Here is a 25,179-nt window from a genome sequence, read left to right as displayed (position 1 = left end):
ACATATTTAGGATATGTTGAAAGAATTGAAAAATTTCTTGTTCCGTGGGAACATTGTTGACCTTGCTGTAGCAGTGGTAATTGGTGGAGCGTTTGGCGCAATTATTAAATCATTTGTTGAAGATATCATCACTCCATTGATTTTAACTCCTGCATTGAAAGCAGCAAACGTTCAAAACATCGCTGAGCTTGCTTGGAACGGTGTTAAGTACGGTAGCTTCTTGAGCGCTGTTATCAACTTCTTGATTATTGGAACTTCAATGTTCTTCGTTGTTAAAGCAGCTGAGAAAGCAATGCCTAAGAAGGTTGAAGAGCCAGCTCCTGCTGGTCCAACTCAAGAAGAATTGCTTGCAGAAATCCGCGATTTATTGAAAAAATAATCAATAATATTGAAAAACAGGTCTCCATACCTGTTTTTCTTTTCCATAATTACAAAAATAAGATGTGAGCCTCCACTCACATCTTTTCTTATCCTTCGTATCCATTTGGATTTTTCGATTGCCAGTTCCACGTATCGCGACACATATCTTCAATTGTTTTTTCTGTTTTCCAGTTCAACTCTTTCCAAGCCTTGTCTGCGTTGGCGTAACAGGTTGCCACATCACCTGGACGACGGTCAACAAGCTTATAATGTACTGGAACGCCATTTACCTTTTCAAAGGCTTTGACCAACTCCAATACACTTGTTCCTTGACCTGAACCAAGATTGTAAGTGTGTACACCGGCAGTAGTTGAAATTTTTTCAAGCGCCTTGATATGACCGAGTGCCAAATCAATCACATGGATATAATCACGCACTCCAGTACCATCAACTGTATCATAATCGTTACCAAAAACGCTGAGCTCCTCACGTTTACCAACGGCTACCTGTGCAATAAACGGCATCAAATTATTAGGAATACCAGCTGGATCTTCCCCAATCAAGCCTGACTCATGAGCTCCAATTGGATTGAAATAACGGAGCAATGCAATACTCCACTCCTTATCTGCTACTTCCACATCACGCAAGATTTGTTCCAACATAACTTTAGTATAGCCGTACGGATTCGTTGCGCTAGTTGGCATAGTTTCAACCAAAGGCGATGGATTATTGAAACCGTAAACAGTCGCACTTGAGGAGAAGACAATTTTCTTAACACTAAATTCTGCCATGACTTCTACCAAAGCTAGGGTTGACATGATATTGTTTTCATAGTACATAATTGGCTTAGCCACTGATTCTCCTACTGCCTTAAATGCAGCAAAATGGATCGCTGACTCGATGTTTTCTTTCTCGAATACCTGACGCAATCCCTGTTTATCTGCTACGTCTAGCTGATAGAAGGTCGGTCTCTTTCCTGTAATTTCTTCAATACGATCCAATACCTGGATGCTTGCATTAGATAAATTGTCAACAATTACTACTTCTTTACCTAAATTCAACAATTCGACAACCGTATGACTACCAATATAACCTGCACCGCCAGTAACTAAGATACTCATCTCTTTACTCCTTTTCACCTGGACAAAAATTCTATATCCCTATTATATGTTACCTGTTGTAAAAAGTAAACAAAAAACAGCCTTTCGGCCGTTTTCAAATTCAATTAGAATTTTTTACGCTTGCGAGCTGCTTCTGATTTACGTTTACGTTTTACAGATGGTTTTTCGTAGAATTCGCGTTTGCGTGTTTCTTGAAGAGTACCAGCTTTAGTAACCGCACGTTTGAAACGACGAAGAGCATCATCAAGTGATTCGTTCTTGCGTACTACTGTTTTTGACATTTTTTTCACTCCCCTCAATTTCAAAGTCTTTATCATTTTACTATGATTCAACTCATTTGTCAATATTTTTTAATTCTAAAATATGAATTTTACGCTCTTATCCTATCCTATTCTTTTTTCCTGTCCACGCCAGTATTGTCCCAAAGAAGAATTCGTAAAGGACAAAAAATAATACAAAGCAATGCAAGAAAAACTCTTGTGGCAAAATATATATGACAGGATCCTTTGCAGGGTCAAATAGCCATGTAGAATCCCCTGGAAATAGCACCGTATGAAATAATACAAAAAACTGATCAAAGCCAACAAGAACACCTAATAAACCGATTATCATTGGCGTAAGCATGGTCCAGAAAATGACCTTTTTAACCAAGTCTCCATAACCTTTTAGCAGTATGTTTTTTACAAAAAGCACAAAGGCAGGGAGGGTGAGGATAAAAATCCCCTGAGTTAGATGGAATAAATGTTTCACATCCGCAAAATGTTTCAGACCATCAGCTGAGGATGAAAAATTTGGCATGTCTAAAACACTTGCAAATGGATTGGTCAGATAGTTCATCAAGATATTGAAATTATAGGAAATATCTGCCGCTTTCATGTAGACTACTTTTTCCAATCCCAAAAAAGAAATCTCAAGCGGATAAACTAGCCAAGCTAGGTAGATGGTTCCTAGAACTGCTGCCGACAAGACAAATAAAATCGTTCCGATAATCTGTAACTTAGTTCTCATCAAAACTCCATTCATCTAGGCTGTTGAGGACATGGGTTGGAGCCAAGGGTAAGTCTGCTACTTCTTCTGGCTTGGTAAATCCAGTCAGGACTAAAAGAGTTGAAAATCCATTGTCAATCCCTGCACGAATATCCGTCAGGTAGTTATCTCCCACCATAACCGTTTGGCTGCGTTCTGTGCCTAAAATCTCCAGAGCCTTGTCCATGATAATGGCTTCAGGCTTACCGATAAAGGTCGGCTCTACTCGGGTAGCAGCTTTCAAAAGTGCAATAAGTGAGCCTGCTCCTGGCAAATGACCTCTTTCAGTCGGAATGTTCAAATCAGGATTGGTACCGATAAAGGTCGCTCCCTTTTGAATAGCCAAGGTGGCAATGGTTAGTTTTTCATAAGTTAACTGAGTATCCAAACCGACAACAACATAGGCTGGATTTTCCGTATCTTCCACATAACCTGCCTCAAAAATGGCAGACTTGAGCCCGTCTTCTCCAATGACATAGACTGTCTTTTCCTTGCCCAAATCATTCATATAATCTACCGTTGCCAGACTGGCTGTATAGATTGTTTCAAGCGGTGTCTCAATGTTAAAGTTTTCAGCCAACATAGCCTGCACCATCTCAGGACGGCGGGTGGTATTGTTGGTCACGAATAAATAGGGAATCTGGCGTTCCTGCAAGCGATGAATAAACCGCTCACCAGCAGGAATCCGCTTTTTCCCTTCATAAATCGTACCATCCAAATCAATCAAATAACCTGTATATGTCATTTTTCCTCCTTAATCAAATCGTGTTTCCCAATGCTCAGACCGACTAGCTTCCAAGCAAAGGGCTAACTGCTCAGCTGTATTTTTCCCAAGGTAGAGCGGTGGTAAGTCATCTAGACTGAAAAAGCCACTGGCAACTGTTTCCGAATTGGGCTGAAACTCCCCGCCAAGGAGACGACATAGAATGAAGACCTTGGTCACGCGGTGGGCTGACTTGGCAGGATTGTTCTTATGCTTATCCAAAATCGCAACGACTCGCAGAGCCTCCACATCCAGCCCCGCTTCTTCCTTTACTTCCTTGACAACATTTTCCTTGACGGACTGGTCCACATCGCACCAACCACCTGGCAAGGACCAGAGCCCATCGTTTTCCTGGACAAGTAGGATCTTATCCTCTTGGAAAATAGCTGCGCGGGTATCCAGCTTGGGTGTCTGATAGCCTGTTTCATTGCAAAACAAGTCTGTCACCACTTCCAAGGGCTGTCCAGATGGCTCTACCAACATTTCTGCCGCAATCTGTCTGATTTCTTCGAAACGCTCCATGTCATAAATATCTTTTCCATAGGCCAAGCCTGTCTGAGCCAAGGCTTGTAGGCGAATAGCCCATTCCAACCACTTATCCTGCGACATGACTTTCCCTCCATTCTATGACAGCTTGCGCATGGATATGCCCCTCTACCACAATCTCATGCTGGCTGACACCAGCTTCTGCCACCATGCGTGAACTCACCAAGCTAGTTGCCTCTACTTCCTTGAGATACTTGAGTTGGATTTTTTTAGGGACATGGCAGAGCAGAAAATCATAGCCCAGTGCTTCATACATCCATTCCAAGTACTTGCCATTATTGACATGCCCATTCATATCCAAGTCAAAATAGCGAACAGAAAATTCTTGAACAGATGGATTTTCCAAGAGCTGATACTTGGGAGCCCGAGGTAATTTCTTGACCTGCTCAGACTGATAAGGGGCAATCAAATCTTCTGGCACAGGTGCCACCTTGCGAGTCTCAAAATCAATCAGGACAAAATAGCAGAGAATGTCCAGCAAAAGATTGCCCGCCTCATCGTAAATATAGAACATCCGATGACAGAAAAACTTGTTATAGGCAACTGCTTCTGTCTTTATCGTGATGGTTTCATTGTACTTGGGTAGGCGTTGAATAGTTAGTTCGTAATCTGTCACCACCCAAATCAAGCCAAATTCATGAAAAACATAGAGGTCACTACGCCCCAGTTCTTCCGACTGCCGACCTGACACACCAAGACAGTAGGAAATGAAGTCCGGCAGTTTGATTTCTTGTTTGACATCCACCATATCAAAGGGAATGGTGAACTCTTCTTGGTAGCTTAGTCCCATTGTTTTCTCTTTCTAATCTTCTATAATGAAACGCTCGGCAACTGTATCGCCCAGAAACAGACCCTTTTTGGTCATCCGAAGCCAACGTTCTTCTTCTTGCAAGAGACCTTCATTTTTCAAGTCTCTGACCACCTGACCGTAGCGGTCTTCAAAGGAGATACCAAACTTTTCCTCGAATCGCTCAATGGACACGCCAGTTTTTTTCCGTAAACCTAAAAACATCTCTTCTTCCATCTGCTCGGTCTGGCTGAGGAATTCTTCGTGTAAGCGAGAATGGCCTTTTTCACGGATGGATTTGAGGTAGTGCTGAATGGGGCCGCGGTTGCGGTAGCGCATGCCGTCGATGTAGCCAGATGCTCCAGCTCCTAGACCATAGTACTCCGAGTTGTCCCAGTACATGAGGTTGTGGCGACTTTCAAATCCTGGCTTGGTGAAGTTGGAAATTTCGTAGTGCTCAAAGCCATTTTTCTCCAGCTCTTGTAGAATGTAGTCGAACATATCCGACTCCACATCTTCGTTGGGCAGATGCAGGTTGCCACGGCGTTGGCGGTTCATGAAGACCGTGTGGTTCTCCAAAATCAAGCTATAGAGGCTCATGTGGGGAATGTCCAGCTCCAAGGCCTTGGCGACATTGTCCACCACCTGCTCCATGGTCTGACCAGGCAAGGCATAAATCAGGTCAATGGAAATATTGTGAAAACCCGCTTCCTTGAGGGCTGCAATGGTTTCATAAATCTGAGCTTGGTTGTGACTGCGACCGATTTTTTTCAACATACGATCATCAAAGGTCTGAACGCCAAGCGACACCCGATTGCACTTGGATTTTTTTAGAACCGCAATCTTATCCGCCGTCAAGTCACCTGGATTGGCCTCGATAGTGAACTCTTCCAGCTGTGACAAGTCCAGCAGGTCCTCCAGATTGGTCAGGAGATAATCTAGCTGGTCTGCCGAGAGAGCCGATGGTGTTCCGCCTCCGATATAAAGTGTGCGGAGGGCTGGCAGGTCGTAAAACTTGACCTCTTCCATGAGGGCTGCCAAATACTCATCAACAGGCTGGTTCTTAATAAAGACCTTGGAAAAGTCACAGTAGTAACAAATCTGGGTGCAAAATGGAATGTGGATATAGGCAGATGTCGGTCGTTTTTTCATAAGAACTATTATAGCACACTGTCTATAAAAATATTTTTTACAGCCATCACTTCCCCCTCAAAACAATGATATAATATAGTAAACTTACAAAATCTACAAAAGGGATTAAGTCATGAACAAAGAACGATTCTATGATGTCATCAACGCTATCTTATCATTCTTATTCTGCCGCTGGCTCTTTATGACCTTTCTTTTTTACCAGTTCTCGACCATTTTTATGACAATTGATTTTTTACCTAGTCTTACAGCAATACTATTGATGACTGGGGTTTGCTTTACTCTATTTCGACTGGTCTATCAGCCAGGCATTTCCCGACTGACTCTTTTGTTTTTCTATGGATGCTATGGTTTTCTACTGATCTACCTCCTCTTTTTCAAAAGCATGGGCGTCAGAGGTGTCAACTGGGATCTCCTTAGTACCTTCTCTCAAGACCTATTTCTCAATCCTGCTATATTGGTCTTTAACCTCTTACTCTTTTTACCACTTGGGTTGCTTTTTTCATTTTCTTGGAAAAAACTTTCTCTCTTTGTGGGTGCTATTTTACTGGTTGAAGCTTGTCAATTCTTCTTTTCACTGGGCTTCTTCGACCTTGGCGACATCTTGCTCAACACCTCTGGTTTTGCCCTCGGAAACCTCTTGGGACAATCCACAATCGCTCAATCTTTCAAAAATAGAATACAGAAAAAATGACCCCGAAAGGTCATTTTTATATGCTACGCTTCCAAATGCCAGATGTCTTCGTTGTACTGTTGAATAGTACGGTCTGACGAGAAGAAACCTGCTTTAGCGATATTGACGATGACTTTTTCCAACCAGCTGTCGCGATTTTCGTAGTCTACTAACATCTGCTCTTTAGTCGAGATATAATCTTCCAAATCAAGCAAGGTCATGAAGTGGTCATTGTGCTTAAGGTTGTCCTGCAAACGCCAGAGACGCTCATCGATCCCACCAGCATGACGAATGGTATCCGATGTAATGAAGTCAATCAATGGACGAATGGCTTCACGTTCGTAGAAGGAATATGGATGGTAGGTTCCATTTGCATAGTGTTCGATAACTGTTTGGCTATCTTGACCAAAGATATAGATATTTTCATCACCTACCAACTCATGAATTTCCACATTGGCACCGTCATCTGTACCGATGGTCAAGGCACCGTTGAGCATGAATTTCATGTTACCTGTACCAGAAGCTTCTTTGGATGCAAGGGAAATTTGCTCTGAAATATCTGCCGCTGGAATAATATAACTCGCCTCAGTTACGTTATAGTTTTCAATCATAACGAGTTGCAAGTGTGGTGCCACTTCTGGGTCATTTTTGATCACCTGTGACAATACCAAAATCAAATGAATGATGTCCTGTGCGGTTGTGTAGGCAGGTGCAGCCTTTCCTCCAAAGAATACTGTCAATGGGCGGGTAGGAATGTTGCCTGCTTTAATATCCAGATACTTATGGATAACATAGAGAACATTCATCTGCTGACGCTTGTACTCGTGCATGCGCTTGATTTGTACATCAAAGATGGATTCTGGATTAACATGAACACCTTGTGTCTTGGCAATATGACGCTGCAATTTGCGTTTATTATGCTGCTTTGTCTTTTCCAACCAAGATTTCAATTCCTTATCATTTTTGTAATCCAATAGCTTTTCGAGTTCACTTGCATCGTGATGGTAGCCATGTCCAAGTAGGCCGTCCAGGTAGCTTGCTAGACTTGGATTAGCATGCATGAGCCAGCGACGGAAGGTAATCCCATTTGTCTTATTATTGAATTTTTCAGGATATAGCTCATAGAAAGCTTTCAACTCTGAAGTTTTCAAAATCTCTGTATGAAGTGCCGCCACCCCATTGATAGAATAACCATAATGAATATCCATGTGTGCCATGTGAACACGGCCATGTTCATCGATGATATTGACAGCAGGATCATCCTTCACTTCTTTGGCACGACGATCCAATTCTACGATGAACGGTACCAAGTGCGGAACCACATAGTTCAGAAAATCAAGCGGCCATTTTTCCAGCGCCTCTGACAAGATGGTATGGTTGGTATAAGCAGTCATTTTCTTAACAATTTCAACTGCCTCATCAAACGAAATACCACGAAGCTCCAAAAGGCGAATCAATTCTGGAATAACAAGTGATGGGTGAGTATCGTTGATTTGAACCACCGCATAATCAGGCAAGTCATGGAGGTTTGACCCTTTGGCAACCGCTTCATCAATCAAGAGTTGCGCAGCGTTAGAGACCATGAAATACTGCTGGAAGATGCGGAGAACTTTTCCTTCATCGGTCGAATCATCTGGATAGAGGAAGAGAGTCAAGTTTCGGAAAATGTCTTCCTTGTCAAACTCTATTCCGTCATAAATAATATTGTCATCAACTGAACCAAGGTCAAACAAGCGAAGACGATTCTTGCGTTCCATTTTATAACCAGGTACATCGATGTCATACAACTTAGAAGTCAAGGTAAAGTTAGCAAATGGCACCTGATAAGAAATCGGTGACTCCGTTAACCATGAACGTGGTGTAATCCACTCGTTTGGCACAGCAGACTGCTGATGGTATTCAAATAGTTGTCTAAACAGTCCAAAGTGATAATTCAAACCAACCCCATCACCATTAAGACCTAGACTAGCAATTGAATCAAGGAAGCAGGCAGCCAAACGACCCAAACCACCATTTCCTAGTGATGGCTCCATCTCCACATCTTCAATAGCAATTAAGTCTTTACCTGCTGCTGCAAGCTGGCTCTTCACCTCATCATAAACACCCAAGTTGATCAAGTTATTAGACAAGAGCTTACCAATTAAGAACTCTGCTGAAATATAGTAGACCTTTTTCTTTTGGTCATTTGTATACTTAGCTTCACTCTGCTGTTTTGTAAAAGCAAGCAAGGCGTAATAGAGTTCTTGGTCTGTACAATCTTCAATGCGTTTGGCATACATAGACTGAACAAAATTTTGTAAATTAATCATAAGGCTTCTCCTGGATATATTAACGTAATCATTCAGAAAGGTTTCGCTCTACCTTTGTAAACGTTTTCTCAATTATACCCTATTTATAAAAAAAAGACAAGCCAACTTCCGTACAAATAGAAATTGGTTCGCCTTTTAAACGATTGCAGTTTACTACAATCAAAATTATTCTTAATTATTCTGCAATCAGAGTTTCCAAACCAACTTTCATCATATCCGTGAAAGTATTTTGACGCTCTTCTGCTGTGGTGTCTTCCTCTGGATTAACCAAGCTATCTGAAATCGTCATAATGGCAAGCGTTTGAACGCCAAACTTAGCACCTAGGTAATAAAGTGCAGCTGCTTCCATTTCTACAGCCTTGACACCTAGTTGACCTAATTCTAAGTTGCGACTAAACAATTTTGGAGAATAGAAACTATCTGATGATAAAACATTGCCAACATGCGTTGTCATGTTGAGTTCTTTGGCGATATGATAAGCCTTATCTAAAAGATCAAAATCAGCGATTTGTGGCAAATCGTACTCTGGCCAGTCAATATTGATCATACGAGAGTTGGTCGCAGCTGCCTGAGCCAAGACCAATTCACGGACATGGACATCCTCGTTCAAAGAACCTGCTGTTCCCACACGAATTAGTTTTTTCACACCATATTCGTTAATCAATTCATGGGCATAGATAGAGATGGATGGCATTCCCATACCTGTTCCCATGACAGAGACACGATGACCCTTGTAGGTACCTGTGTAGCCGAACATATTGCGAACTTCGTTGAAGCAAACTGCATCTTCAAGGAAGTTTTCAGCGATAAATTTAGCACGGAGTGGATCACCAGGAAGCAAAATCTTATCAGCAATTTCGCCTGGTTTTGCGGAAATATGGATAGACATGTAATGTACCTCTTTGTTCTATTTTCGAATGCTTACAACTCAGCTAAGATAGCTTTCACCAAGCCCTTGAAGTTGCCCTTGATTTGCTCGGTTACTTCTACAACTTCTTCGTGATTGAGTTCAGATTGGAAACCAGCCGCAAAGTTTGTGATAGCAGAAATACCCAAGACTTTCATACCTGAGTGAGCTGCCACGATAACTTCTGGTACTGTTGACATACCGACTGCGTGAGCACCCATAGTCTTGAAGGCCAAGATTTCAGCAGGTGTTTCATAGGTAGGACCTGTCACACCGAGATAGACACCATCGTCCAACTTGATACCCAATTTTTCCGCAATGGCATGGGCTTTTTCACGGTATTCTTTAGTGTAAGCGTTTGACATATCTGGGAAACGTGGACCAAATTCTTCCAAGTTTTCGCCAATCAATGGATTTTGACCAGTCATGTTGATGTGGTCTGTAATGGCCATAAGGGTACCTGGACCGTAGCCAATACCACCTGCTGCATTGGTTACAATCACGCCTTCACAACCAAGGGCTTTCATAACACGGACTGGGAAGGTCACAACTTCCATCGGATTTCCTTCGTAGAAATGGAAACGACCTTGAAGAGCTAAGACCTTACGTCCTGCCAAATCACCGTAAACCAACTTACCAGCGTGGCCTACAACTGTTGACTTACCCCAGTTTGGAATATCTGCATAGTCGATGACAATGGCGTTTTCAACTTCTTGGGCCAATTCACCCAAGCCAGAACCCAAAATCAAACCGAATTCAGGTTTTACCAAACCTTTTTCTTCCAAGAACGTTTTTGTTTCATTGATTTTTGCAAGTAAACTCATATTTTCTCCTTTTATAAATAATCCGACCAGTCATATTCTGGCATTTTTTCCTTGATGATGTCGAGCGGACGACAGAGAAAGGCTGTCTGTTCTCGCTCGATAATGGGACGGTTGAGAAGAGCAGGCTCTTCCACTAAACGCTCAAAGAGTTGTTCTTCTGACAAACCTGCTCGCTCTTCTTCTGTCAACCGAATAACTGCTGAAGGTTGACTGCCCATTTTTTCTAAGAGTGCTGCCAATTCAGCTCCCCTTAATGGCGTTTCCAAATAATTAACCCACTTGACTTCCATATCCTGACTGGACAGCAATATTCTTAATTTTTTACACTTGCTACAGTCAGGATTGTAATAGACCGTTAGCTTCTCCATTAAACCAATTGTGATAAGAAGCTTTCGCCAATCATGGCTGTGTCCACTCCGAAGTTTTCCGCAACGGTTGCTGAAATGTCCGCAAAATGACCTACTGGCAAGACACCACTACCTTTGAAAGCCTTGCTGTATGCCAAGAGTGGCACATATTCACGTGTGTGGTCTGTTCCAGCATAGGATGGATCATTGCCGTGGTCAGCAGTAATCAAGAGCAGGTCATCTTCACGCATATTGTCAATAATCTCTGGAATACGTGCATCAAACTCTTGCAAACAATCGCGGTAGCCTTCGATATTGCGACGGTGACCATACACAGCATCAAAGTCAACTAAGTTTGTGAAGGAGAAACCTTCCTCGAAGTCTGATAACTTCAGAGTATCAATCAACACATCGACACCGTGCATGTTGGACTTGGTGTGACCCATATCATTTGTAATACCTGAACCATTGAAAATATCACTGATTTTACCAACTGAGTAAGTTGGTACACCCGCATCTGCCAGTTTGTTGAGTACGGTTGCTTCAAACGGTGATACTGCATAGTCGTGACGGTTGGCAGTTCGTGAGAAATTGCCTGATTCACCAACGTATGGACGGGCGATGATACGGCCTAGAAGAGCTGGGCGTTCAAGGGTAATGGAACGAGCGTATTCACAGATACGATACAACTCATCAAGTGGAATAATGTCTTCATGGGCTGCAATCTGAAGCACAGGGTCTGCGGAGGTATAGACGATCAACTCCCCTGTTTCCATTTGGCGAGGACCAAAGTCATCAATGACAGCTGTACCTGAATACGGCTTGTTTGCTTCGCGGATGATTTTACGACCTGAGAATTCTTCGATTTTTGTCAAAATCTCTTCAGGGAAACCATACCAGAATGTATCAAATGGCTCAGTAATATTGAGACCCATAATTTCCCAGTGTCCAGTCATGGTATCCTTGCCGAGCGATACTTCTTCCAACTTGGTCACGTAACCAGTTGGATGGCTTTCAGCAGGAACTGTCGCAAGCGCTGTATCTCGAGGGATATTTCCAAGACCAATCTTGGTCATATTAGGCACCTCAAGCCCAGCTTTTTCAGAAATGTGACCGAGAGTATCAGATTCTGTATCTGCTACACCCGCATTGAAAAATTTATCTGAGTCTGGTGCTGCGCCGATTCCGACAGAGTCCATAACTACCAAGTGAACACGTTTAAATTTAGGCATAATTGTCTCCTTTATTTGAATAGTTAGATTCAACCAAAATCAACGTCCAACCAAGTTGCTAGACTGAAAATGATCGTTACCACATCTAAACATTTTAATGGGGTGCAATACTTATACAGTCAAAGCTCTCGGCATCAAACTTCCTAACCATCAAAACTAGATACTGTTACTCGCTTCACTGCCTGCTGTTCAGCTATCGCTTTTTCAGTACCTATCGTCTGACTGCTACGAGGTAAGGGGATAGATTTTTGAAGAGTCTAAACGTTCGTGTTTTCATTATACCATAAAAAAGCCTCTCATTGTAGCAAAATGAGAAGCGTTTTCAATTTATTTCTTTTCGATGATGTTCGGTCCTTCTGGTGTACCAACAATTACCTTGGAAATCAATCCAATAAAGAGACCGTGTTCTACAACACCGACGGTCCGATCCAATTCTTCCGCCAATGCATATGTGTCTTCTATTCTGCGCAAATCAAGGTCAATGATAAAGTTTTGCATATCCGTGATATGTTTTTCTCCATTACGCATACGGAAACTTGGACGATACCCTTTTTTCTCAAATAGTCGGAAAAGATTTTCCGCACCGTACTGTACAACTTCCACCGGCAACTTGAAGGCTCCTAGGGTTTGAACCACCTTAGACTCATCCACAATCCAGATGCAGTCCTTACTATTGACTGCTACCACCTTCTCCATGAGAAGCGCTGCGCCACCGCCTTTAATCCCATTGAAGTCTCCATCAACCTCATCTGCTCCATCCACCGTCAAGTCCACATATTCGACTTCGTCGATATTTTTTAGTGGAATCCCAAGGGACGCAGCATGTTCTGCCGTAGCATGAGAGGTCGTTACGCCTGTGATCTGCAAGCCCTCTTCCGCAACCCGACGACCAATCTCCTGCACGAAATAGTATGCAGTCGAACCAGTTCCCAGCCCAACAATCATCCCGTCCGTCACAAATTCCGCCGCCTTAATCCCAACCTGCTCTTTTAGGTTTGTCATCTTTGTCTCCTTTTAAAAAACTGATACAACTATTATAGCATGAAGCAAGCAAGACAAAACAAGAATTTTCGAAAATTGTGGGGGAGATGAGTTAAAGGAGGAAAACTTCGAACACGTCCATACCAGATATACTGTGTTAAGCCAAAACAGTTTCAACCTACGCATACGCAAAGAGTACAACCGGTCCGTCCGAGCAGCTAGTCTGTCGATACGTTACTTCAACCCACGTACTCGTGAAGAGTGCGACACGGTGAGGAGGTGGTCCAACATCTTGACAGCAGGATTTCAACCCACGCACTCGTGAAGAGTGCGACAGTATAGTCTGCGCTTGTGACATAACATCTGCCCATTTCAACCCACGCACTCGTGAAGAGTGCGACCAATCACTTCTTCCAAGCTACGCTTGGAAATGCTATTTCAACCCACGCACTCGTGAAGAGTGCGACGCATGATAGCGTGCGATTGTTTCGCTATATGTGATTTCAACCCACGCACTCGTGAAGAGTGCGACTCAATCCATCGGTCAAGCTAATACCAAAGCGCTCATTTCAACCCACGCACCCGTGTGGGGTGCGACAATATAAGCCTTAATTTCTGTCCAGACATCTTGTGATTTCAACCCACGCACCCGTGTGGGGTGCGACCGGACGCTCCTTATCTACTTGACAAGTTGCATGATATTTCAACCCACGCACCCGTGTGGGGTGCGACTGGAAAAGTCTAACGGCTGGCTGGTTCAAAAAGCATTTCAACCCACGCACCCGTGTGGGGTGCGACCTTAAACAACACAATAAACGTTTGGGAAGGATTATTTCAACCCACGCACCCGTGTGGGGTGCGACACTCACATACATTATACCATAAAGGAGACAGAGAGTATTTCAACCCACGCACCCGTGTGGGGTGCGACCTTCTATCATCTGAAACAGTATGCTACACTGATTATTTCAACCCACGCACCCGTGTGGGGTGCGACAGAATGACTATGCCTTTTGAATACAAGGGCAAATTTCAACCCATGCACCCGTGTGGGGTGCGACGATGGAGTAATGTCTAGTTTTGCCCCCTCGCTAGATTTCAACCCACGCACCCGTGTGGGGTGCGACAAATTCTGAAACAACAGCTTGCGCCTTTGTATCTATTTCAACCCACGCACCCGTGTGGGGTGCGACAAAAAGCAAGAACTGTTGGAATTATTTAAAGGAATTTCAACCCACGCACCCGTGTGGGGTGCGACGCGACTAGTAAGACCAAATAGACCTAGCCCCCATTATTTCAACCCACGCACCCGTGTGGGGTGCGACAATTCCGACAAAGCCGCCATCATTTGACGATTCAATTTCAACCCACACACCCGTGTGGGGTGCGACTGCCATGACCAACAGCCCAAGTGGGAACTTGCTTATTTCAACCCACGCACCCGTGTGGGGTGCGACCTTGCTACTCTGTTTAAAAGTTTTACAATAGTAATTTCAACCCACGCACCCGTGTGGGGTGCGACACTAGCACTAGCACTAGAAGAAGCAATACGTTGATTTCAACCCACGCACCCGTATGGGGTGCGACTTGATATGGAAAAATACGGGGTCCGTTTGGATATTTCAATCCACGCACCCGTATGGGGTGCGACTTTTACCAAGCTATGTATTCGGCAATTTTTACCGATTTCAATCCACGCACCCGTATGGGGTGCGACTCACTTCTAGGTTTGCATTTATATATGACATTGATTTCAATCCACGCACCCGTATGGGGTGCGACAGGCTTGATCAGTAACGACTACATTAGCAGTTCCATTTCAATCCACGCACCCGTATGGGGTGCGACGCTTGACAAAATTTAAAATTCGTGATTTGATGTTATTTCAATCCACGCACCCGTATGGGGTGCGACCGGTTAAACAATGAAATTTGTTTTCAGGTGTGTATTTCAATCCACGCACCCGTATGGGGTGCGACGTACTATTGCCGTTAATCGTAACTTCAAAAACAAATTTCAATCCACGCACCCGTATGGGGTGCGACATAATCAACCGTCCGACTGTTATGTTCAGTCACAATTTCAATCCACGCACCCGTATGGGGTGCGACGTGGTAGATTCGGAAGTAACAATTGTAGGTACAATTTCAATCCACGCACCCGTATGGGGTGCGACTATCACGTTCTAACGTTGTTTTAAACTGTATAGTTATTTCAATCCACGCACCCGTATGGGGTGCGACGTTTTTCGTTAGTCATTTAGTACCTCCTCTGCATCATTTCAATCCACGCACCCGTATGGGGTGCGACAATCCATCATCAGTAATATCCATCGGCTGACTAGTATTTCAATCCACGCACCCGTATGGGGTGCGACTCGTATTACCAATCCTGATAAGATAAAGCTTAACGGATTTCAATCCACGCACCCGTATGGGGTGCGACGTTTTCCATTTTATTACCTTTCTAATGTAGTTGAATTTCAATCCACGCACCCGTATGGGGTGCGACATTTCCAAGCCCTTGTGGTGGATTTCCTCTGTGTATTTCAATCCACGCACCCGTATGGGGTGCGACGTGACCTTTATAAGGAAGAATACCAACAGGTATTTGTGTATTTCAATCCACGCACCCGTATGGGGTGCGACACAAAGTGGACTTCTATCCAACCAAACGTAGTAATTTCAATCCACGCACCCGTATGGGGTGCGACTAATTTAGACATGTGGACTGTTAAAACTCAAATATTTCAATCCACGCACCCGTATGGGGTGCGACTGCTGATACTGTTTCAAAAATTCAAGGTAGTTATATTTCAATCCACGCACCCGTATGGGGTGCGACTCGTCCTTTCCAGACTGTGTTAGATGATGATTATATTTCAATCCACGCACCCGTATGGGGTGCGACTCTGCTGGTGGAAGTAGTGGAACAGCTGCGGACGATTTCAATCCACGCACCCGTATGGGGTGCGACTAATTTCTTTTTTGGCATCACGACCTGTGTTAGCAATTTCAATCCACGCACCCGTATGGGGTGCGACAAGACTATGAGGTATATTATCGCTATTTGTCGAATATTTCAATCCACGCACCCGTATGGGGTGCGACGATAGAGTATTTGGAAGATTGATTTATTTTCAACTATTTCAATCCACGCACCCGTATGGGGTGCGACCTTGCTCTGCGAATTGAATCAACGCAACTTTGGCATTTCAATCCACGCACCCGTATGGGGTGCGACTGCTTATTCATAAATTTCTGTAATTCAATAAGACTATTTCAATCCACGCACCCGTATGGGGTGCGACGACATCGTTGGATACTTTCGTACCAGGGAAGAACATTTCAATCCACGCACCCGTATGGGGTGCGACCCGCTTTCCATCATCAATGTACTAACAAAGTCTTATTTCAATCCACGCACCCGTATGGGGTGCGACTAAGGAGTTACCATGAAACCATTTTCTGATATTATTTCAATCCACGCACCCGTATGGGGTGCGACAGTGCCATTTGACACTGTTTTATAAAAATAAAGTTTCTACAGATATAGAATATACCATAAATTCACTCTATTTTCACTGTTTTTCATATGCTTTTCACGCGAATCTCCCCACATTTAATGAGTGAGCCCGATTCGCAGAGATAATCTATAACAGAAGGACTCCTTGATCTGGATCATAACTAGTATCTCGCCCAATCGTTTCCACACGATTTTGCCAGTTTTTTCCTAGCATATAAAAGCGGATACTGTCCTGTTCCTTGTCAATGATTTCCAATAATCTATTCTTTACTTCAACGAATTCTGCTGGAGTGACTGAACATTCGAAAACAGAATGTTGCACACGTTGTCCAAAGTCAATGCACAGCTTGGCTACTTTTCTCAACCGCTTTCGTCCAGCTGCTGTTTCTGTATTGACATCATAAGTCACTAATACCATCATAATATAGCCCCTATATCATAAAGGGAGGATAACTGTCCAACTCGCCTCGAATAGCCTTTGCAAGCAATTGTGCCTGAACGTAGGGCAGTAACATCAATTTGACTTTTTCCTGCGTAAATGGATGCTCGACTTCTGTATGTTTCCGCTTTTGCCAGGCTTCAATGAAAACTGCTCTGCCTTTTTCAGTCAATAAAACACTCCCATTTTCTTTGATATCAAAATGTTTTTTCGTTAGCTGCCCTCTATTGATTAAGGAAAATACAAACCGATCAACAATGAAGGAACGAAATTCCTCAACCAAATCCAAAGCCAGACTCGCACGACCAGGACGGTCTGTGTGGAAAAATCCAACATAACTATCCAGACCAACCGCTTCAAGTGCTGATTGGCATTCATAGGTCAACAGACTGTAGCCGAAGGAAAGTAAGGCATTCACACAGTCCAATGGCGGCCTTCTGCTGCGACCATTGAATTGAAACGTCTCCTTATCAGTCAAAACCATTTCGTTGAATAGGCGGAAATAGTGATTTGCTGCCTGCCCCTCAATTCCAAGCAGCGTCTCCTTATCCAGAGCGGTTTGAACCATTTCCACTGCCCAAGTCAGCTCTGTATTGACCTCTTCAAATAGATTCCCATCCACCCTATCTTTATGATCTCTACGAAATCGCAACAGGTATTTTCTGGAATTAGAGATTTTAGACAGAATAAAACGTTTGGCAAATTCCAGAGACAAAGCATCATCAGCTAAGCGATACTGTTGCCGTCTTAACAGAACATTTCCATTCGTCGGACCTACAAACCGGCCACAAAATCGCCCCTGAGGTGTATGGAAGGAAAGGTTAATTTGATGTTCCGCACACAGTTCAATCAAAGACGGAGAGGCTCCAAGATAAGAAAAACACACAATACCGTCTATAATTCGATAGGGAAAGCGATGAACAGCAACGCCATTTTGCTTAATGACAATATTGTCCCGCTCTCTAGTCAAATAAAAATCTTCCTGAGTCAGATAGAGTGTATTCAGCAGTTTCTTCATAACCCCTCCTCGCTTGCCATGGATTGTTGGATATAATGAGCAACACTACGCGTTTTTTTACTCAATCTAGGCATACAAATATCTACCAGTGAGCAAAGTTGGCAATTCTTAAAATACTCAGCCTTTGGCAAATCTCGTTTCTGATAAAGTTCATGCATTTGTCTGGCTAATTCAACAACCATATGCCTCAATTCAGCACTAATGCTAATTTCTACTTTTTTATTGACACTATGATAGTACAGATAGCCCTTATCAATTTTGCAACCAAGTGCTTCCTCCAAACACATGGTCTGTGCGACCAATTGAACAATATCCCGTTCATCTTTTTTCGGTTTACCACGCTTGTATTCAACGATAGTTGGAATCCATTTGCCACGTTTTCCACTCAGTGAAATGCCTGCCTCATCTTTATGGAATTCCACAACATCCAAAATCCCGTAAAGCCCTAACTCCTTAGACGATACCTGCATCGCCCTAGAAATCAAGAAATCCTTACGTTTTTCTTTGATATAGGGATTGTCAGCTTTTTGATGAAGAAACTGACCGTGAGTGGTTGCTTCATTTTCAGCCCATTCTTGATAAATATGGATCAAGGCCCATTGACGTTTGCAGAACTGAAAATGTTGAATACCAGACAACATCAAATAATCATCTTCTGCATAGGCCATCTTACAATCCTTCTAAAATCTCAACTTTCAATCCCTTAGCCTGAAACTCAGCCAGCTCTTTCTGATTCAGTCCAATCGCATACTCTTCATAGCTTGACTTGTCTTGTTTTTCCTTATCAAATTCTAACAAGTCGAAGATGCGTGCACTAGAAACATTGCCCAGTTTATTGGAATGAGTGAACCAGAAAACTTCACGAACACGCATGGAACCTTCTGGGCGAGCTGATGACGCATCATTTTCAAATAGGGTAATCAGGGTTTCTTTCAAGACCTCAGCATCTTCTGCCGTAAAGCCTGTCTTCTCTGCAAAATAAGCATTGATAGACCCCTTTATAACATACACACCATAGTCTACAAAATGCTTGGTTCCCATGGTGTCAGAAGAGCGACCACTCTCATTTTTAGCTTCCATACCGTTAGTACTACGAGTAATCTGCAAACTTGAAATCACGATAGGTTCTAGCGATTTGGCCATACTAATAGACACCGGTCCACGAACACCAATTGATTTTTTCAAGTAAGTGAAGACCTGACCAAACGAACGGACATCTAGCCATAGTTTATTAGCAGTTTCTTCAATCTCACTGTCAGGAGTTTTTGCAGTAAAATGATTGGAGAAACGTTTTTCCAAAGATTTGAATTCATCTTCAATCCGATCATTGGCTTGGACAAAAATAGAATGCCCCATGTCTTGCATACGATTACGAATTTTCCGCTTAATCGCAACATCACTAATAATCCCTTGGTTATTTGCATTCGTACGTGGCATATTTCCTGATAAAGGATCACCATTAGCATTGGCCTCACGCACCTCAATGGTTACCATAAAATCAATTTTCTGTTCCAACATTCTTTATTCCTCACTTTCAATTTTTTCTTGTTTTGTGTAGAAGTATTGCTTCTCAGCATAATAACCAAATATAAAGCGATAGTCTAATGGATCATTGATACCACGGTCTTGCATCAAGGGACTCAGTAAATCCATGATTTCTTCCCTCTCTTTGTCCAATTTCTTAAAGATGCCAGGACTGTTTAACTTGACTGCCTCTTCATAAGGTTTGATTTTATTGGTCAAATTCATCATCAACTTAGCTGGCTGACTGGTATAAGCAGTCCAGTAGCGTTCTGCATTGGTGATGCGATCATTTTTTGAACCATCTAACTGATACCGTTGAAGTTCTAACAATTCAAAAATCGCCAACAATCGTCCAAACAAATAGGAACGATTCTTATTCTCGTGGTCTAACATTGGTGTAAATTCCTCCTTATTATTTTTATGTAAAAGAGCCAAGGAAACAAATAATACCTTTTTCCATGTGTTACCATATCTCTGACGTTGCTTGATATTGTCTCTCAATTTACCAAGAATCGTTTCAGGAACATCTTTCCCGTCAATCATACTAGTAGCCAACTTTTGGAACTGATCACTTTTGAACTTGTCGTTATCCAGTTCCAAGAATCGACCTCTGTCTACCCCATAGGCTGCCAAAATAATATCTATATAACTCGGCGGACACTCAGCATACCCCCCGTTTTTCTTTTTAAACGGCCAAGAATACTTGTCCTGCCATTTGTTGAGATTATCTAGTAATTGTGAGACAGCTAGTTGTCTAAAGTATTTAAGGGCAACACGACCATCATTGGTCTTGTTAACGATAGCGATATAGTAGGTCGCCCCATCACCAAATTCTTTTTTACCGTGGATAAATGCAGAGCGGATTTTCTTATTTGCCTCTGTTACTTGAAATTTTGGGCTATCATCTGAAGACGTTTCTCCAAAATCAAACATTCCAGTGTCTTCCACTTTTGGAGTGGTGATATCTAATTGTGTCTCATTGGTCAAATCATCACTAAACCAGTTGATTAAATGCTGTCCTGACCCTAGCCATGCGTGGGTATGTTCATTCTCCAACAAAAATTTTGCCATTAAATGAATCTTTTCCGAAGTCTGATTCCCAACTGTAAAGACATCCTCTCGTTCCTTGAAGCGTCCTTTATAGGTTTCAATGTTATTGCTGACTGAAATCAGTTTGGCATTTCCTATCAATCCGCGGTGCTTGGCAGCCAGCACTTCTTGCTTCCCACTAATATTACAGATGATATCTGCTTGCTGATTCGATTCCACATACGAAATGTAAGCCTTATGCAAGTCTACATAATTGGTAACAGAAACTGTTTGATAGCCATTGAATTGATCAATTTTAAATTCTATAAAAGCAGTCGATAGGTCAATAGTCTTTTCACTATCATCACTGTTCAGAAAAGTTACTTTTAATCCCTCTCTACCGGTTACTCTACCATAGAGGGACTGAACAATTTTATCTATAAAATCATCCTGTAACAGAAAATACTGGATATGACTCAAAAATCTTTTAACTTCTGGTTCCTGACACTGAGAAATCCATTCATCCAGCTGACGATGATAGGTATCATACTGTCCTTGGTCTATCTCTGAAAGATAGTAAGTTAATTTATCAACCAACGGGTGCGGAGCTGGATTTTTCCCCGAACGAGCCACCGAGTCAGAAGTCACCGGAAAGATGATACTCTCGCCATCAGCCATAAAATCTGCCTTCATGAAGTTTCCTTCATTGTCTAGTAGAACAGCTATCGTGTCCTTCCCATTTGAACGACGACTGGTATGGTAAATCGGTAGGAGGGGGCTGGTTGATTTTTGAGCATTGTCTACCCAGCCTGTGTCCTCAGCTGCTTCATAAGCCCGTAAAAGTGCTGTAAAGAAATCCATTAGCGACCTCCTTCCTCATTTTCTTGATCTCGTGAGTATATCTCAAATTCTTCTTCTACTGACTTGATGTTCCCCGAGGTCTTGAAAACATAATTTGAAAGTGTGTTTACAATCTCGCAGTCTTCTTGCTCCTTAAACCGTATGACACCGTTTTCCATGACGGTCCTTGTAAAATAGGAACGAAGCGGTTGATTAGATTCTGTTGGATAGGCAAATGAATGAAACATAATTCCAAAGTCAATGGTCTTATCTGCATATTCTAATTTAGCTGTTTCATAATCTTCCTGGCTAATGGCTTCAACTAAACCAAGACATTCCCTGGTTCCAAGAAAGACATCTCGGCGTCCTCCTTTTTTGATAGACCTTTCCATAATCGCCTCATGTTTGTTGGGTAGGCGATCGTGCACTAAATCTGGGCGATGTTCATTCCAGATAAAGTGAAATTTGACCAGGTATTCCACGTTGCTGAGATAAGAAACATAGCTCAAGTCAGCTCCATAATTAGCCAACAAGGCTCGGACTCCGTGAAGCTCCGTTTGAATTTGATTGACAACCTTCACTTCTGTCACAACATTTGTAATGGTTGGTTTATAGTAAACCGCATCCACCACACCTTTTAAGGCCTGTCGAGTAGGAACGGCATAGCTTGACCTCTCTCCACCACCCTTGGTCGCAGGATTCGTAAAGAGAGCAAGATCACCCTTCACCCGCAGGTAGAAATTCCGTGAACGATACAAAATCGAGTTCCTCCTTTTCTTTTTTTATCATAGTAAAGATAGACTACAACAGAAATGTATAACCTAACTAACAGAATAGCTAGCGGTGGTCACCACAGTCCTCAACCACAGTAACCACTGACTAGCACGTAAAAGTAGTTTTTGTTTCCCGATTGTAAGGCAAAAACCAGATAAGCTACGGCCGTTAGAATAGCTGGTCTCGCTCCAACAATTTGTCTATTAGTTGAAAAACATTTTCCGTTATGCCCCTTCACCTCCTTAGTAGTAATAATTATAACATATTACTCGTTCTATGTATATATTTTATGAGTAAAAAATTAAATGATTTTAGTTCTTCCGAAGAACTTTTTTTGATTTATTATTCTTATCGTGATAAAATCAATTCATCATAGTAGACTATGCGGATTGAAATTATGTTTTTATTTTATGTAATAGAAACTGGCAGATCTTCCTATCTTACCTTACAAGATAGGAAGGTTTGCCTCTTTTTTTAATCCAAGCTTTTCATCATCATAATACTCTTCTTGCAGTATTAAGACCTGTCCATCTAAATAATATCGGACAGCTTGTAGTCGACTGTCATACTTTCTCAAATTGACTGTGAAAGGTTGTAAGTTCTTGAGAATTTGTTTAATCTCAATTAAATCCTGACCCCTTGGATAAGAATTATCTACCAAACGTTCTTCCAAATCGGCGATGATATCCGCTCCGTCACCATATGGAACTAGGACGCCAATACTATCATCTTTGATTAAATCCATTTTCTGCCCTGCCGTCTTGAATGACTGTCTGACTTTGCAGTTCGGACTTTCTTTGAAGCTACTTAGGCTGAGATAGTCATAGACAGATTCATTGGTAGACAGTGGGTAATCAAATTGCTTTGTATTGTCGGCATAGTAACGTTCAAAAAATAGGCGATTTAAGGCTGCTGCATCAATAGGTGACCTTTCTTTTATCAAAATACTCTCAGTCGCCTCCTTTTTATGCTTGATTTCTTTAAGATAGGTGAGGCTTTCTTCTTCCTTGGATAAATTTATCAATGTTACCTGACCGACATCACGTTTTCCTTCACGGTTACAACGGCCAGCTGCTTGGACAATTGAATCTAGTCCTGCGTAAGATCGAACTACTCGCTCAAAATCAACATCCACTCCTGCTTCAATCAGCTGTGTACTGATACAAATTAGGGGAACATCTTCTTTCAACTGCTCTTTGATTTCTTGGATAACATCGAGACGGTGTTGAGCACACATATTGGTCGAGAGATGATAAAGTGGTCTGTCTGTTTGAAATTCTAATAGGCTATACAGTTTTTCTACTGCTGGTTTGGTATTGAGAATGACAAGCGTGGAAGTATCTTCTTCCAAGATAAAACTGGCTAAGTCAGACAATCGGGAAACCGCATTGCTTTCATCGAACTTGCGGAGTTCTGTCCTCTTAAAGACCGCTTGCTCTTCAGCGGTTAAGGTGACAATATCTGCCTGCTCTGCTATTTCCCCTCCATATAAAAGGCGGTGGCTTATGGAAACCGAATCATAGGCAGGTTGAGTCGCTGTACAGAGGACAACTGTAGCCCCCATGACACGACTCAAAAAATTCATGGTCAGATTAAAGAGCGTGGTGACCTCAATGGGAAGGGACTGGACTTCATCTAAAATCAAGATGCTGTTTGCTAAGCTGGAGAAACGTCTGATATTGGCTGACTTGGTCTTAAAGAGGGTTTGAAAGAACTGAACCATGGTGGTCAAAACCACTGGGCTATCCCAGGTATCAATCAAGTAATCTGTCATTAGACTATTGACTGTTTCCTCTCCATACTCTTCATTCTGAGGTGTGGCATCTTGTTGTTCTCTAACTAGATTAGAATGGTGCTCTAAGACACCCTCCTTACCAATAATTTCCTGAATCGCTGCTGCATTTTGTTCTAAAACAGACAAAAAAGGCGTCATGTAAAAGAAACGTTTTTTACCTTTCTGTGTCAGTTGATGAACTGCGTAACGGAGGGACAGGTTGGTTTTACCTGCACCCGTCGGAAGATTAAGGCGATAAATACCTGCAGAATCCGTAGTACCACGTTGTTTAACCCGCTCTCCCAAGGCCGTTCGAATACGGTTTAACTCTGTAGTTGGATTTCCAAATCCTGCATAAATTTCTTCTACTGATTGAAAATACTTCTGAACAAGTTCACTATTTTCCTCAGTATTTTTGGGCTCGATAACAAGGTCATAGGCATTAATCGTATCCAAAATATCTGCATTCTTCAAATAAGATAGGGAGAGTCGGACAAAACAAGAGCTATAAAAAGCCGATTCACTATCATCATTGATGCATAACTTTGCCCAAGCGGTTTGAAAATTTTCAAATGATTTCATCACTAAATCATCTACATTTTGATATCCAAAGCTAGGTAGTTGTTCTTCCAATAACTTAGCATAGGCCTTTATATCTTCTTCATAATGATAGCCTTCTCGTGGCTGGCCAATCCGATAAAATAACTTACTATACCGATATCTACCTGCTCCTTCCATATCTTCAGGTAGAGGGACGTCATAAACACCGTGGTGAGCTGATATAATATAGGCTATTATTTCACGAAAAAGCTGTGCATCGTTTGGGTTTCTCTCCGAGCGTTGGAAGACTTGTACAATCTCTTGAAATAGGTAACGTGCTCCCGCATACGAATGATCTACGTGTAGACTTGGCTCCTCTTTCAGTTTTTTCTGAAAAAGTCTTTCCGCCTTTCCAAGATCGTGATAAAGTCCTAGTAAGAACAAAATATCCCCTTGGCCAATCGTTTCTGCGAGCGATTTCGCCCCCATCGCAACGTTGAACAGGTGGTCCTCTAGATATTGAAATCGACTTTCTTTTTCTCTCTTTTCAATATGCGCTAAATTCATTCTCATGCCTCCTGTTTTATAGTATTATTTTACCATTTTCTGATATGTATAGAAAGCGTTTACTGATTTTTTAGCTTCTATTTTTTCATCGGTTTTAAAACAAAGTGCTATAATAGTACTATTA

30 protein-coding genes are annotated in these 25,179 nt (G+C 42.3%); 9 read left to right on the top strand and 21 right to left on the bottom strand.

The features are described from left to right. Positions 1-13 precede the first annotated feature (13 nt). The gene (gene mscL, locus K5Q22_RS04460; protein WP_136628226.1) at positions 14-379 is read left to right on the top strand and encodes a large conductance mechanosensitive channel protein MscL; all 366 of its coding nucleotides are present in this window, start codon (positions 14-16) and stop codon (positions 377-379) included. Positions 380-467: 88 nt separating this feature from the next. On the opposite strand, the gene galE is transcribed toward mscL, so the two are convergent. The 7 genes from galE to hemW form a co-directional block, all read right to left on the bottom strand. After that, entirely contained in the window at positions 468-1,481 is a 1,014-nt protein-coding gene (gene galE / locus K5Q22_RS04455; RefSeq protein WP_205013663.1) for a UDP-glucose 4-epimerase GalE, read from the bottom strand. A gap of 104 nt (positions 1,482-1,585) precedes the next feature. Beyond that, complete coding sequence (gene rpsU / locus K5Q22_RS04450; protein ID WP_000048054.1) at positions 1,586-1,762, bottom strand: 30S ribosomal protein S21; 177 nt, start codon at positions 1,760-1,762, stop codon at positions 1,586-1,588. 97 nt (positions 1,763-1,859) lie between these two features. After that, positions 1,860-2,489 carry a TIGR01906 family membrane protein gene (locus tag K5Q22_RS04445; RefSeq protein ID WP_015647052.1) on the bottom strand — a complete coding sequence of 210 codons (630 nt, stop codon included), beginning with the start codon at positions 2,487-2,489 and terminating at the stop codon, positions 1,860-1,862. After that, complete coding sequence (locus K5Q22_RS04440; protein ID WP_024406910.1) at positions 2,479-3,252, bottom strand: TIGR01457 family HAD-type hydrolase; 774 nt, start codon at positions 3,250-3,252, stop codon at positions 2,479-2,481. The genes K5Q22_RS04445 and K5Q22_RS04440 overlap by 11 nt, the downstream gene beginning before the upstream one ends. Before the next feature lie 9 nt (positions 3,253-3,261). Then, complete coding sequence (locus K5Q22_RS04435) at positions 3,262-3,879, bottom strand: NUDIX hydrolase (protein WP_205013664.1); 618 nt, start codon at positions 3,877-3,879, stop codon at positions 3,262-3,264. Continuing rightward, positions 3,866-4,606, bottom strand: coding sequence for an acyl-ACP thioesterase domain-containing protein (locus tag K5Q22_RS04430; RefSeq protein WP_205013665.1), 741 nt, complete (start codon positions 4,604-4,606; stop codon positions 3,866-3,868). The genes K5Q22_RS04435 and K5Q22_RS04430 overlap by 14 nt, the downstream gene beginning before the upstream one ends. Positions 4,607-4,618: 12 nt before the next feature. Further along, complete coding sequence (gene hemW / locus K5Q22_RS04425; RefSeq protein ID WP_105211985.1) at positions 4,619-5,755, bottom strand: radical SAM family heme chaperone HemW; 1,137 nt, start codon at positions 5,753-5,755, stop codon at positions 4,619-4,621. A 112-nt stretch (positions 5,756-5,867) separates the two neighbouring features. On the opposite strand from hemW, the gene K5Q22_RS04420 reads away from it, so the two are divergent. Further along, complete coding sequence (locus K5Q22_RS04420; protein ID WP_205013666.1) at positions 5,868-6,446, top strand: VanZ family protein; 579 nt, start codon at positions 5,868-5,870, stop codon at positions 6,444-6,446. 23 nt (positions 6,447-6,469) lie between these two features. Here K5Q22_RS04420 and glgP read toward each other — a convergent pair whose 3' ends face one another. The 6 genes from glgP to rpiA all read right to left on the bottom strand — a co-directional run bounded on the left by glgP (position 6,470) and on the right by rpiA (position 13,046). Next, positions 6,470-8,734, bottom strand: coding sequence for a glycogen/starch/alpha-glucan family phosphorylase (gene glgP / locus K5Q22_RS04415; RefSeq protein WP_205013667.1), 2,265 nt, complete (start codon positions 8,732-8,734; stop codon positions 6,470-6,472). A 175-nt stretch (positions 8,735-8,909) separates the two neighbouring features. Next, positions 8,910-9,623: a purine-nucleoside phosphorylase gene (gene deoD, locus K5Q22_RS04410; RefSeq protein WP_014638302.1), complete on the bottom strand. Its 714-nt coding sequence runs from the start codon at positions 9,621-9,623 to the stop codon at positions 8,910-8,912. 32 nt (positions 9,624-9,655) lie between these two features. After that, positions 9,656-10,465: a purine-nucleoside phosphorylase gene (locus K5Q22_RS04405; RefSeq protein ID WP_014638303.1), complete on the bottom strand. Its 810-nt coding sequence runs from the start codon at positions 10,463-10,465 to the stop codon at positions 9,656-9,658. An 11-nt stretch (positions 10,466-10,476) separates the two neighbouring features. Next, on the bottom strand, positions 10,477-10,833 hold the full coding sequence (locus K5Q22_RS04400; protein WP_205013668.1) for an arsenate reductase family protein: 357 nt from the start codon (positions 10,831-10,833) through the stop codon (positions 10,477-10,479). After that, on the bottom strand, positions 10,833-12,044 hold the full coding sequence (locus K5Q22_RS04395; protein ID WP_205013669.1) for a phosphopentomutase: 1,212 nt from the start codon (positions 12,042-12,044) through the stop codon (positions 10,833-10,835). Before K5Q22_RS04395 ends, K5Q22_RS04400 begins: the two co-directional genes overlap by 1 nt. 327 nt (positions 12,045-12,371) lie before the next feature. Further along, entirely contained in the window at positions 12,372-13,046 is a 675-nt protein-coding gene (gene rpiA / locus K5Q22_RS04390) for a ribose-5-phosphate isomerase RpiA (protein WP_002935597.1), read from the bottom strand. Between the two features lie 830 nt (positions 13,047-13,876). On the opposite strand from rpiA, the gene K5Q22_RS04385 reads away from it, so the two are divergent. The 6 genes from K5Q22_RS04385 (at position 13,877) to K5Q22_RS04360 (ending at position 15,704) form a co-directional block, all read left to right on the top strand. Beyond that, positions 13,877-14,029: a hypothetical protein gene (locus tag K5Q22_RS04385; protein WP_221868583.1), complete on the top strand. Its 153-nt coding sequence runs from the start codon at positions 13,877-13,879 to the stop codon at positions 14,027-14,029. A 177-nt stretch (positions 14,030-14,206) separates the two neighbouring features. Continuing rightward, entirely contained in the window at positions 14,207-14,377 is a 171-nt protein-coding gene (locus tag K5Q22_RS04380) for a hypothetical protein (protein ID WP_221868581.1), read from the top strand. A 27-nt stretch (positions 14,378-14,404) separates the two neighbouring features. After that, positions 14,405-14,581, top strand: a complete 177-nt coding sequence (locus tag K5Q22_RS04375) for a hypothetical protein (protein ID WP_221868579.1) — start codon at positions 14,405-14,407, stop codon at positions 14,579-14,581. Positions 14,582-14,664: 83 nt separating this feature from the next. After that, positions 14,665-14,889, top strand: a complete 225-nt coding sequence (locus K5Q22_RS04370; protein ID WP_221868577.1) for a hypothetical protein — start codon at positions 14,665-14,667, stop codon at positions 14,887-14,889. Positions 14,890-14,992: 103 nt separating this feature from the next. Next, positions 14,993-15,214: a hypothetical protein gene (locus K5Q22_RS04365; RefSeq protein ID WP_221868575.1), complete on the top strand. Its 222-nt coding sequence runs from the start codon at positions 14,993-14,995 to the stop codon at positions 15,212-15,214. Positions 15,215-15,524: 310 nt separating this feature from the next. Next, positions 15,525-15,704, top strand: coding sequence for a hypothetical protein (locus tag K5Q22_RS04360; RefSeq protein ID WP_221868573.1), 180 nt, complete (start codon positions 15,525-15,527; stop codon positions 15,702-15,704). Between the two features lie 268 nt (positions 15,705-15,972). Here K5Q22_RS04360 and K5Q22_RS04355 read toward each other — a convergent pair whose 3' ends face one another. Beyond that, a complete protein-coding gene (locus K5Q22_RS04355) occupies positions 15,973-16,119 on the bottom strand; it encodes a hypothetical protein (protein WP_221868571.1) in 147 nt (48 codons plus the stop codon). A gap of 204 nt (positions 16,120-16,323) precedes the next feature. On the opposite strand from K5Q22_RS04355, the gene K5Q22_RS04350 reads away from it, so the two are divergent. Beyond that, positions 16,324-16,470 (top strand): hypothetical protein, encoded by a 147-nt coding sequence (locus tag K5Q22_RS04350; RefSeq protein WP_221868569.1) that lies wholly within the window; start codon positions 16,324-16,326, stop codon positions 16,468-16,470. A 207-nt stretch (positions 16,471-16,677) separates the two neighbouring features. Here the strand turns inward: K5Q22_RS04350 and cas2 are convergent, their stop codons facing one another. The 7 genes from cas2 to cas3 all read right to left on the bottom strand — a co-directional run bounded on the left by cas2 (position 16,678) and on the right by cas3 (position 25,055). After that, entirely contained in the window at positions 16,678-16,971 is a 294-nt protein-coding gene (cas2, locus tag K5Q22_RS04345; protein WP_205013670.1) for a CRISPR-associated endonuclease Cas2, read from the bottom strand. Positions 16,972-16,981: 10 nt separating this feature from the next. Continuing rightward, positions 16,982-18,007, bottom strand: coding sequence for a type I-C CRISPR-associated endonuclease Cas1c (cas1c, locus tag K5Q22_RS04340; RefSeq protein ID WP_172082081.1), 1,026 nt, complete (start codon positions 18,005-18,007; stop codon positions 16,982-16,984). After that, positions 18,004-18,675: a CRISPR-associated protein Cas4 gene (gene cas4 / locus K5Q22_RS04335; protein WP_205013671.1), complete on the bottom strand. Its 672-nt coding sequence runs from the start codon at positions 18,673-18,675 to the stop codon at positions 18,004-18,006. Before cas4 ends, cas1c begins: the two co-directional genes overlap by 4 nt. Position 18,676: 1 nt before the next feature. Then, positions 18,677-19,525, bottom strand: a complete 849-nt coding sequence (cas7c, locus tag K5Q22_RS04330; protein ID WP_105159000.1) for a type I-C CRISPR-associated protein Cas7/Csd2 — start codon at positions 19,523-19,525, stop codon at positions 18,677-18,679. A 3-nt stretch (positions 19,526-19,528) separates the two neighbouring features. Next, complete coding sequence (cas8c, locus tag K5Q22_RS04325; RefSeq protein WP_205013672.1) at positions 19,529-21,421, bottom strand: type I-C CRISPR-associated protein Cas8c/Csd1; 1,893 nt, start codon at positions 21,419-21,421, stop codon at positions 19,529-19,531. Further along, positions 21,421-22,158 (bottom strand): type I-C CRISPR-associated protein Cas5c, encoded by a 738-nt coding sequence (gene cas5c, locus K5Q22_RS04320; protein WP_205013673.1) that lies wholly within the window; start codon positions 22,156-22,158, stop codon positions 21,421-21,423. The genes cas8c and cas5c overlap by 1 nt, the downstream gene beginning before the upstream one ends. Positions 22,159-22,619: 461 nt before the next feature. Beyond that, the gene (gene cas3, locus K5Q22_RS04315) at positions 22,620-25,055 is read right to left on the bottom strand and encodes a CRISPR-associated helicase Cas3' (RefSeq protein ID WP_205013674.1); all 2,436 of its coding nucleotides are present in this window, start codon (positions 25,053-25,055) and stop codon (positions 22,620-22,622) included. Positions 25,056-25,179: the final 124 nt, after the last annotated feature.

It is taken from the genome of Streptococcus sp. 2018162 (assembly GCF_019754175.1).
Classification (GTDB): Bacteria; Bacillota; Bacilli; order Lactobacillales; family Streptococcaceae; genus Streptococcus; species Streptococcus hashimotonensis.
This window is presented reverse-complemented; position numbering and strand designations above follow the sequence as displayed.

What these genes read in the sequence shown, in the direction of transcription:
- mscL (WP_136628226.1), top strand. Translation starts at nt 14, where the DNA reads ATGTTGAAAGAATTGAAAAATTTCTTGTTCCGTGGGAACATTGTTGAC.
- galE (WP_205013663.1), bottom strand. Translation starts at nt 1,481, where the DNA reads ATGAGTATCTTAGTTACTGGCGGTGCAGGTTATATTGGTAGTCATACG.
- rpsU (WP_000048054.1), bottom strand. Translation starts at nt 1,762, where the DNA reads ATGTCAAAAACAGTAGTACGCAAGAACGAATCACTTGATGATGCTCTT.
- K5Q22_RS04445 (WP_015647052.1), bottom strand. Translation starts at nt 2,489, where the DNA reads ATGAGAACTAAGTTACAGATTATCGGAACGATTTTATTTGTCTTGTCG.
- K5Q22_RS04440 (WP_024406910.1), bottom strand. Translation starts at nt 3,252, where the DNA reads ATGACATATACAGGTTATTTGATTGATTTGGATGGTACGATTTATGAA.
- K5Q22_RS04435 (WP_205013664.1), bottom strand. Translation starts at nt 3,879, where the DNA reads ATGTCGCAGGATAAGTGGTTGGAATGGGCTATTCGCCTACAAGCCTTG.
- K5Q22_RS04430 (WP_205013665.1), bottom strand. Translation starts at nt 4,606, where the DNA reads ATGGGACTAAGCTACCAAGAAGAGTTCACCATTCCCTTTGATATGGTG.
- hemW (WP_105211985.1), bottom strand. Translation starts at nt 5,755, where the DNA reads ATGAAAAAACGACCGACATCTGCCTATATCCACATTCCATTTTGCACC.
- K5Q22_RS04420 (WP_205013666.1), top strand. Translation starts at nt 5,868, where the DNA reads ATGAACAAAGAACGATTCTATGATGTCATCAACGCTATCTTATCATTC.
- glgP (WP_205013667.1), bottom strand. Translation starts at nt 8,734, where the DNA reads ATGATTAATTTACAAAATTTTGTTCAGTCTATGTATGCCAAACGCATT.
- deoD (WP_014638302.1), bottom strand. Translation starts at nt 9,623, where the DNA reads ATGTCTATCCATATTTCCGCAAAACCAGGCGAAATTGCTGATAAGATT.
- K5Q22_RS04405 (WP_014638303.1), bottom strand. Translation starts at nt 10,465, where the DNA reads ATGAGTTTACTTGCAAAAATCAATGAAACAAAAACGTTCTTGGAAGAA.
- K5Q22_RS04400 (WP_205013668.1), bottom strand. Translation starts at nt 10,833, where the DNA reads ATGGAGAAGCTAACGGTCTATTACAATCCTGACTGTAGCAAGTGTAAA.
- K5Q22_RS04395 (WP_205013669.1), bottom strand. Translation starts at nt 12,044, where the DNA reads ATGCCTAAATTTAAACGTGTTCACTTGGTAGTTATGGACTCTGTCGGA.
- rpiA (WP_002935597.1), bottom strand. Translation starts at nt 13,046, where the DNA reads ATGACAAACCTAAAAGAGCAGGTTGGGATTAAGGCGGCGGAATTTGTG.
- K5Q22_RS04370 (WP_221868577.1), top strand. Translation starts at nt 14,665, where the DNA reads ATGGGGTGCGACTTTTACCAAGCTATGTATTCGGCAATTTTTACCGAT.
- K5Q22_RS04365 (WP_221868575.1), top strand. Translation starts at nt 14,993, where the DNA reads ATGGGGTGCGACGTACTATTGCCGTTAATCGTAACTTCAAAAACAAAT.
- K5Q22_RS04360 (WP_221868573.1), top strand. Translation starts at nt 15,525, where the DNA reads ATGGGGTGCGACATTTCCAAGCCCTTGTGGTGGATTTCCTCTGTGTAT.
- K5Q22_RS04350 (WP_221868569.1), top strand. Translation starts at nt 16,324, where the DNA reads ATGGGGTGCGACGACATCGTTGGATACTTTCGTACCAGGGAAGAACAT.
- cas2 (WP_205013670.1), bottom strand. Translation starts at nt 16,971, where the DNA reads ATGATGGTATTAGTGACTTATGATGTCAATACAGAAACAGCAGCTGGA.
- cas1c (WP_172082081.1), bottom strand. Translation starts at nt 18,007, where the DNA reads ATGAAGAAACTGCTGAATACACTCTATCTGACTCAGGAAGATTTTTAT.
- cas4 (WP_205013671.1), bottom strand. Translation starts at nt 18,675, where the DNA reads ATGGCCTATGCAGAAGATGATTATTTGATGTTGTCTGGTATTCAACAT.
- cas7c (WP_105159000.1), bottom strand. Translation starts at nt 19,525, where the DNA reads ATGTTGGAACAGAAAATTGATTTTATGGTAACCATTGAGGTGCGTGAG.
- cas8c (WP_205013672.1), bottom strand. Translation starts at nt 21,421, where the DNA reads ATGGATTTCTTTACAGCACTTTTACGGGCTTATGAAGCAGCTGAGGAC.
- cas3 (WP_205013674.1), bottom strand. Translation starts at nt 25,055, where the DNA reads ATGAATTTAGCGCATATTGAAAAGAGAGAAAAAGAAAGTCGATTTCAA.